The following is a 7,769-nucleotide window of genomic DNA, read 5'->3' on the forward strand; positions in this document are numbered from 1 at the left end:
CGCTTTGTCCGCATGTCGGTGCCTGGCGCATTCCACGTCGCCGGAAGATCGTGCGCAAGCGTCATCAGCTGTGCCTGGTCGATCGCGGGTCGGCTTGCAACTTCGCGGTCCAGAAGCGCTGCGCGCTCCTCAAGGTGGGCGACACGCTCAAGGGCCGCGTTCCAGCGCGCTTCAAGCTCGCGTGCGACCAACCGCTTCGTCGGATCGACAACCTCATACCGGCGTGCGGCGAGAGATGCATCGTAGCGCGCTTCCTCGAGCTCGCAGGCCAACGCGCGACGCACATCGTCATCTGCGCGCGATGTTTGCTGTGCAGCGCGAATGGCCGCTTCCACCGCGTGCTCCGAAATCACTTCGATAATTGCGGCCGCCACTGCTTTGTCGACACGCACCCCACCGATTCCGATACAGAGAATCGCTCCGACATGTGCCTCGTCGCCGCGGCAATAATAGCGATGCGCTTGACCGGCTCTCATGCCGTAGTTGACTCGCATCATTCGACCGCATCGGCCACATCGCGCCAGGCCAGTCAGCAAGGCCCGCTCGCCACGAGCAGATCGGCGGGAGGCCCGCTTCTTCATGTGTGTGTTCTCGGCAATCATCCTTTGATGCTCCTCGAACTGATCCCACATGATATACCCGGGGTGATGGTCCCGCAACAGGACGCTCCAGTCCTTCATCGGTTTGGAGTGGCCTTCAGTCTTGCGAGCCCGTCCGTCGACGACGGCAGTGCGTTGGGTCGTCCTTCCAAACACATACGCCCCAGCATAAACTGGATGTTCCAGGATCTGGACAACCGTGTGATATGCAGGCCGGCTCCATTCGATCGGGATGCCGACGGGGCCGTGCCGCGTTACGGGCAGCTTGACGTCCGATTGTATGGCCCATAGCAGCACCTGACGGGCACTGCCGAGTTCGCGAAACTTACGGAAGAGCACCCGGATGGCCTCGGCAACCCGTTCGTCCGGATCCATCTCGATTTGTCCAAGCTCGTTCCAGCAGTAGCCAGGAGGTAGCGCGAAGCGCAATTCCCCACGCCGGGCCTTCGAATCACGGGCGGCAATGCCGCGCTGCCGCAGCAGACTGAGTTCGTACTCCGACATCGTTCCTTTGAGTCCAAGCAGGAGTCGATCGTTGACCAGTCTGGGGTCATAAATACCGTCCTGATCAACCACGACCGTGCCGACCAGTGCGCAAAGATCAATGAGATGGTGCCAATCGCGGCCGTTGCGCGCAAGTCGTGAAGCCTCGAGACAGAACACGGCGCCGACGGATCCTGCGCACGCTGACGCGACCAGCTTCTGGAATCCAGGCCGCTCGACACTGCCGGACCCTGAACGTCCAAGATCATCGTCGATGGTTGTTACTGAAGCAAAGCCCATGGCTCGCGCAGATTCGGCGAGCGCGTACTCACGATTCTGGCTCTCCGTGTGCTCCACCACCTGGCTCATGGTTGACTGCCGGACATAAACGACTGCACCGCGGCAGAGATGTTCAGCGGAAATCTTCTGGCTCATCGCGATCTCCTGGGTCGTTTGTGTTCACCGGTCTGCCCGGCGCTTCCAGCAGAAGTGCTGCGAGCGCTTCGATCACTTCCTCCCGTCGATTCCCCACGATGGCTACGTTGAAGGTTGGATCTCGGTGCAGTTCCAGCGGAAGTTGTACGCCGGGTTCTCTTTGCGGTCGTCTCATCGGAATGGCCCTCCGTTGACAGAGGTTTCGATGATCCTCCTGCGGCGGAGTGACGCCTTCGATCAGACAGGATGCTGCACAGGAGGACGAGCGCTTCTGCGCTCACTTGCGGCTTGCCGAGCGACATTGCCGAGCATATCGACGCTTCGAGCATCCACGCTGGCAATTCGCGTGAGATCTGTTGCGGGACGTCGAGGTGGACCATCTGATTTCCGCGGCGCCCCGTACGACGGACCAACCGGTATTCCTGGCCATAGGCGGGGTGCCAGCGGTATGCGATCACAACGATTTGAGATCGGTATGTTGAATGTCGTGTAGCTTGGCGACCTGCTCAAAGTGCTGTGGTGGAGCGGCGACGGTATGTGCCTGCTGATGAAGCGGCTCGAGAAGGGGCGCTTCGTATGGCCTCAAGCCGACGGCGGCGTTATTTGCCTGAGCCCGGCACAACTATCGATGCTGCTCGAAGGCATCGACTGGCGGCACCCGACGAGAACGGCACGACCGACCTCGGCGTTGTAAACGTCGTTGCCTGCGCGCAAACTATCGTCCCGAGCATCTTCAAACGACACGGATTACACCGCCCGCGCCGATACGCTGCCACGGCAAACCCACCACCAGACCGGCCAGCTGTTCCTGCGTGAACGCGTGTTGCTTTGGCTCGCTACCAGCGCGCGGCCAGACGAACTGCCCCTCATTGGGTCGCCGCGCGGCAAGCCAGATGCCGATCCCGTCTTGAACCAGCACCTTCAGGCAGTTGGCCCGCCGGCTGGCGAACAGGTAAGCATGGTGCGGATGCGCGGCGCCAAACACGGTGATCACCCGACCCAGCGCCGTATCAAAGCCGGCCCGCATGTCCAGCGGCTCAACTGCCAACCACACCTGGTCAATGCGGATCATGCAAGCCACTCGCACAGCCAGGCAGCGCATTGCGCTGCCTCTGAGCTTGGGCAGCTAACCGTTGTCGACTGGTCCGCGCGACGAACCTCGACGCGAATCTCCGCTGTACGCCTGCTTCGCGTCTCAACAGGCAATGGTACGAATTCCGGTGCCGTCGCCGCTGTCAATGTCGCTGCCACGTCGCGACGCGCCACCAGCACACAATCGTTCGTTTCGGCCTGCTCGACCCACCGTCGAAGCAGATTCGCGTTCAGCTTGTGGTGCAATGCGATGGCCGCGAGCGATACCCCGGCCCTTGGCAAGCTGCCACTACCTGAGCCTTGAACTCGACGGCTGTAGCGCCGGCGTCGTCGACGGCTAGGCGTCGCTCCTTCTCCAATAGTGTTCACGTGTCCACCTATTTTGAACTTACCCCGCAAAGTTAGACCCTTTTGCAGGGAGTCTTGTGGGCAAGTATTCGGAAGAGACGAAGCTCGCGGTCGTCGAGGATTATTGTTCGGGAACGGCGGGGGCTCTAGCATGTCGAAGAACGCGCGATATAGGGCGATGACGCCGATATGGTCTGGTTCAAAAATACTGAAACCGTTACTGGTTAGTGCGACGATGGTGGCTTTCAGATGCGGCGCCCATGTCTCCTCCAGAGGGAGCGAGACGCGCCCGGCTAGCCCCGTTCCATTGCGAGTCGAATGCGTCGCTCAATGTCAGCGGATCCAGATCTATGCCCGTCAGAGTGAGGTCAGGGTGCTGCTCATAGTCGAGCACAACAGCAATTCATCCATCAAGCCGCAAGGAACCGATGCCAGATTAAGGCCCGGTCTGAGCAAGGCTTGCAACTGCCGCTGGAAATTCCAAAACGTACCGGGGTTGCAAGTACAACGTGCAATTTCTCAAAATTCGGTACTCGAAATCCGAAATCGGTCTTGCTGATACCGTTCCTAGGCGGTGGGTCACCAGCGGATGTGTCGCGTACACATTCAGGCCACGATTCTCAATTCGGAACCGGCCGAGTTCCAAGGCGGATAATTTGCTAATGCAGCGAATTTGTTGCTCAACCATGGCGCCAGGAAGGTCGCTCGCCAGACGCAGACGTGACGTAATGGACGGTAGCAACTCGCCATAGTTATCAGGGGAGCCGGCGCCATGAGAAGTCAGTTTATCATGACGAGTGGCTCCGGCCACGAGGTCATTTGCGTCATCCGTTTGTAGCTTCGGCAAATGGGCATTCGGCCTCTTCTTTTTGTGCTCTTGGTCGGCGATATGTCTATTCGGGCAACCGTCCATCAACCAGCGTGTGAGAGAGAGCGTCATTATCGCAAACCTTATCAACCTGTGGAGTCGTTCCGCAAGCTGGGTTACGTCAGAAATCTATAGGTTTGCGGCCACAGCAGGGGAATTCGGATCCTTCCGAATAAAGCCATCGATCCGTCGGGAGCTTATCCAAGCTCCTCGCCCAGTGCCAGATGTGCCTGTTAGCATTATTGTCCTTACGAATAAATATGAAAATCGGTGTAGATCGGCGGCAATGTCAACCTTGGCCGAACTGACGCTCGTTCGTGAACTGCCGGAAGTTTCGCGAAGTTGCTTGGTTTTCCCTTGGCGCGCTATGCGCGCTGGGATAGCGAGCGCAGTAGCACGCTCACGTGCATGCGTGGCCTAATCGGCGCGGTCATGCGCGGTCACCTGGGTGTGCGATGGCGGGTGAAGGCGGTCGGAGAGCGGCGCACCGGTTCAGCGAGCGCGGGATCTAATAGAAAATCGCAGAATTCATTCCGGAGTTGGGAGCGCTGGTATTGAGGTCATTTCGTTTGTGATCCAGTTTACGGGTCGAGCGCCTGCATGCGAGCCGTTTCGCCGCAGGTTGCAAGTATTGCTTCCTGGTTGCGCGAGCGACGATTTGCAAACATCCCTGCTTGTTTGCGAATATGAATTGGTTCAAACACTGTCACCATAGGGTCGTTTGCGTATTGCTCGCGATTCATATTGCTAAACTGCTATGCGCCTCATTTGTTGACGAATTAAAATATAGGATGTGTCATGTCTTCGATCACAAGCAACACCATATCAAGAACTTTCGCACGGGCGGAACAGGAGGGTTATGCATACAAAAACCTCGCCGAGCGTGGGGCTCAATTCGGCAATCCGGGGGGGGGCAAAGGACCTGATCCTCTCGATCTTGACGTTCGGAATCTACGCTTGGGTCAAATCTTCGAAAATGGATGAAACGAGAGAAGTCGCCGAGAAGGCCATCGGTGACCTATGTCTCATGAGTCAAGCAGCAGCACTTGTAAAAAGTGTTGATGTTATGGTCGAAGGTAAAGTGCTCCACGTCGAGGAACGCGACAATTGCAATCCATATTTCCTTCGGCGACAAGAATTGTTGTGTTCTGGACAACTGCGATTTCGCTAGATTTGGATCGATTTTAATTCGTGAGATCGAACATACAGAAATCTACCATGAGTTAATCGGAGAAGTTAATAACTGTATAGCGGATAAAAAAACGCTGGAAGCTCTACAGTCCGAGCAGGGTTTAACTTCGGTAGGAAAGATTTACTTGAGAGCGCGTTTTGATAGGTTAAATGCGCATGAAGAATGGTGTTTGGTAAAACGTCCCTCGGGCGACCACGAGTTAATTCATGCTATCTAGAACCCAACCGCTACTAAATACGTGCGCAAATCTCCTCTGACAATGCTCGATTCGTGGATCGTTGTATCACTCGTCGCCGAACTCAAAGTGAAAAGACCGCGGAGGATGAAGGTCCATAGCGGCTTCCGGATACCGTCGAACACGGTGTCAATATCATGCGACCCGCCGGGGTGAAGTGCTTGCGCTCAGGCGCTGATCAGCACCCGATGCCTGCGGCCAGCTCCGGATGCTCCACCAAGGCAACGCGCGTCGTCAGCTGGCGCGGCGCACTCAGGTAAGCCAAATGGTAGCTTGCTCCGGAAAGCGCACACCCGCGATGTGCCGACATCTCTGACAACCAAAGGACTCCTATGAAAGTCGCCCGGCTACTTCAACGCAAGCCGAATGGAAATATACAGCCCCTTAATACGACCATGCAAGGGGAGTGCGTCGGTGAGGTCGGCGGAATCGTGAACGTAGTTCTCCGAATGATGAATTTCGGGATTGATGGTCCTGGTAAGACCGTCGGTATCGAAGGGAAAAGAGCCGCGATCGGACAGGCGCTACTTGAGCTCAACAGGCAGATGGAGATGCATCCGGATGCGGTATCGTTTTCCGTGGGAATCGACGGTGAAGAGTTGAAATTTTATGAGGGCGCCTATGATGGAAGAAAGTGTTTGCAAATTGCGCTGGGAGGCCGGCAAGCCGAGCCCATTTACGGCAGAACTTTTGATGAGTGGAAAACACTTATTAGAGATCAAATTGGGGAGGTCGGAGTAGAGTCTGCGAGGGGTCAAGTCCGGGACGGGATGAAAGACGCAAATGACTCCGAGGTCATGATGCTGTCAAAAAATAATCCTTTCGGGCTTGTCCCGCAGGAACTCCTGCTGAACATTACGCGCTATCTCCCTGACGTGGATCAACGTGCGGTGCGCTGTACCAACAGGGAGTTTGCGAACCATGATGCTGACCTCGTGCGCAAGGCGAACGAGTTGAAAGAGAGCGCGTCAAACGTGAAACGGTGGGAGCCCGACGGCGCGGATGTCCTCAGGCGTATTCAGTTCCTGCCGCGCGGGTATCGGAACGCCCCGCTGACTGCGCTTGCCGGCCGGATCTGGGAGCTGCGGCCTGACAGGACCCAAGAGGCCGCTTTCGATACTGTGCTGCGGGCTGCCGGCGAACTCTACGTGGCCGATCGGGGTCAGTGCTTACAAGCACTGACTGCCCAGATCGGTACCCTGCCTCAAGAAAATCGGGGAGCCAAATTCGATAGTCTGCTGGCGGCTGTCGGCGAACTCGACGTAGCTGATCGAGGCCAGCGTGTTACCGCGCTCGCCGGCCAGCTCAGGGAACTCCCTGCGGGAACCCGGCAGGTCGCCTTCGATCGGCTGTCAGCGGCTGTTCGTCAACTTGACGTAGCCGATCGTGGCCGAGTCGTGACCGTGCTCGCAGCCCAAATCATGGAACTGCCAATAGAGAACGTGCCGGCCGCCTTCGATCGTCTGCTGGCTGCTATTCCTGAACTCGACGCGGCAGATCGAGGCCGACCTCTAGCCGCCCTTGCTCACCAGATCTGGATGCTGCTGCCCAAAAATAACCGGTGGCCCCTATTCGAGCGTCTGCTGACGGCTGCTCTTGAACTCGACTTGCCCGATCGCGGGCAGCCGTTGGAAGCGCTTGCTGGCCAGATCGGGCAGCTACGTGGAGCGAACCGACAGGTTGCCTTCGAGAAGGTGCTGGCGGCTGTCAATGAACTCGACGTGGCCGGGCGGTGCCCGCCGCTGAGCGCGCTTGCCGGCCAGATCGCGACGCTGCCGGAAGGGAACCGGCAGGCTGACTTCGAATCTCTGCTAGTGGCTGCTCTTCAGCTCGACTTGACCGATCGGGGCCAGGCTCTCACCGTGCTCTCCCGTCAGGTCATGGAACTACCCGAAGAGCGCCGGCCGACCGCCTTTGGGTGGCTGCTGGCAGCTGTCCTTGAACTCGACGTAACCCATCGGGGCGAACCCTTGGGCGAACTTGCCTATCAGACCGTGGGACTGGCCGGCTTCGATAGTCTGCTGGCGGCTGTCCGCGAACTCGACGTGGCGGAAAAGGGGCAGCATTTTTCCGCCCTCGCTGGCCAGATCCCCGAGCTACCTGAGGGTGAGCGGGAAGTCGCCTTCTATAGTCTGCGCGCGGCTGTCCGCGAACTCGACGCGGCCGCCCGCGGCCAGCCTCTAGCCGCGCTTGTCACCCTGATTCCAGCGCTACCTGACGGGAGCCGGCGGGCCGCCCTCAAATCTTTGCTAGCGGCTGTCCGCGAACTACACGTGTCCGATCGGGGGCCGCACTTGGCGGGGATTGCCCGTCAGATCGGGAAGCTACCTGAAGGGAGCCGGCTGACTGCCTTCGAGACGCTGCTGGCGGCTGTTCTTGAACTCGACGGCGCCGATCGGGGGCTGCCCTTGGCTGTGCTCGCTCAACAGATCAAGGAGCTACCTGAAGGGGACCGCCAGGCCGGCCGCGATAGCTTGGCTGCTGCCCGTTGACTGTAAGCCAGCGGTAGATCAATTG

8 protein-coding genes are annotated in these 7,769 nt (G+C 58.3%); 3 read left to right on the top strand and 5 right to left on the bottom strand.

Features of this window, described 5'->3' with window-relative positions; all coding sequences use genetic code 11:
* On the bottom strand, nt 1-1,517 hold a 1,517-nt coding region (locus P0D80_RS47730), incomplete at its 3' end, for a recombinase family protein (RefSeq protein ID WP_408295137.1).
* Complete coding sequence (locus P0D80_RS47735) at nt 1,495-1,692, bottom strand: hypothetical protein (protein ID WP_408295140.1); 198 nt, start codon at nt 1,690-1,692, stop codon at nt 1,495-1,497. The genes P0D80_RS47730 and P0D80_RS47735, both read right to left, overlap by 23 nt.
* A gap of 327 nt (nt 1,693-2,019) precedes the next feature.
* Here P0D80_RS47735 and tnpB (P0D80_RS47740) point away from each other — a divergent pair, with 327 nt between their 5' ends.
* On the top strand, nt 2,020-2,211 hold the full coding sequence (gene tnpB / locus P0D80_RS47740) for an IS66 family insertion sequence element accessory protein TnpB (protein ID WP_408295158.1): 192 nt from the start codon (nt 2,020-2,022) through the stop codon (nt 2,209-2,211).
* A 39-nt stretch (nt 2,212-2,250) separates the two neighbouring features.
* Here tnpB (P0D80_RS47740) and tnpB (P0D80_RS47745) read toward each other — a convergent pair whose 3' ends face one another.
* The 3 genes from tnpB (P0D80_RS47745) to P0D80_RS47755 all read right to left on the bottom strand — a co-directional run bounded on the left by tnpB (P0D80_RS47745) (nt 2,251) and on the right by P0D80_RS47755 (nt 4,568).
* Nucleotides 2,251-2,589, bottom strand: coding sequence for an IS66 family insertion sequence element accessory protein TnpB (gene tnpB, locus P0D80_RS47745; RefSeq protein ID WP_408295143.1), 339 nt, complete (start codon nt 2,587-2,589; stop codon nt 2,251-2,253).
* Between the two features lie 804 nt (nt 2,590-3,393).
* Nucleotides 3,394-3,897, bottom strand: a complete 504-nt coding sequence (locus P0D80_RS47750; protein ID WP_408295146.1) for a hypothetical protein — start codon at nt 3,895-3,897, stop codon at nt 3,394-3,396.
* Nucleotides 3,898-4,406: 509 nt separating this feature from the next.
* Nucleotides 4,407-4,568 (bottom strand): hypothetical protein, encoded by a 162-nt coding sequence (locus P0D80_RS47755; RefSeq protein ID WP_408295149.1) that lies wholly within the window; start codon nt 4,566-4,568, stop codon nt 4,407-4,409.
* 116 nt (nt 4,569-4,684) lie between these two features.
* On the opposite strand from P0D80_RS47755, the gene P0D80_RS47760 reads away from it, so the two are divergent.
* A complete protein-coding gene (locus tag P0D80_RS47760; protein ID WP_408295152.1) occupies nt 4,685-4,996 on the top strand; it encodes a hypothetical protein in 312 nt (103 codons plus the stop codon).
* Nucleotides 4,997-5,683: 687 nt separating this feature from the next.
* Nucleotides 5,684-7,744 (top strand): hypothetical protein, encoded by a 2,061-nt coding sequence (locus P0D80_RS47765; protein WP_408295155.1) that lies wholly within the window; start codon nt 5,684-5,686, stop codon nt 7,742-7,744.
* Nucleotides 7,745-7,769 lie beyond the last annotated feature (25 nt).

It is taken from the genome of Paraburkholderia sp. RL17-373-BIF-A (assembly GCF_046030175.1).
GTDB lineage: Bacteria > Pseudomonadota > Gammaproteobacteria > Burkholderiales > Burkholderiaceae > Paraburkholderia.

Coding starts and splice junctions, on each gene's coding strand:
- P0D80_RS47760 (WP_408295152.1), top strand. CDS start 4,685: ATGCATACAAAAACCTCGCCGAGCGTGGGGCTCAATTCGGCAATCCGG.
- tnpB (WP_408295143.1), bottom strand. CDS start 2,589: ATGATCCGCATTGACCAGGTGTGGTTGGCAGTTGAGCCGCTGGACATG.
- P0D80_RS47755 (WP_408295149.1), bottom strand. CDS start 4,568: ATGAATCGCGAGCAATACGCAAACGACCCTATGGTGACAGTGTTTGAA.
- P0D80_RS47735 (WP_408295140.1), bottom strand. CDS start 1,692: ATGAGACGACCGCAAAGAGAACCCGGCGTACAACTTCCGCTGGAACTG.
- P0D80_RS47750 (WP_408295146.1), bottom strand. CDS start 3,897: ATGACGCTCTCTCTCACACGCTGGTTGATGGACGGTTGCCCGAATAGA.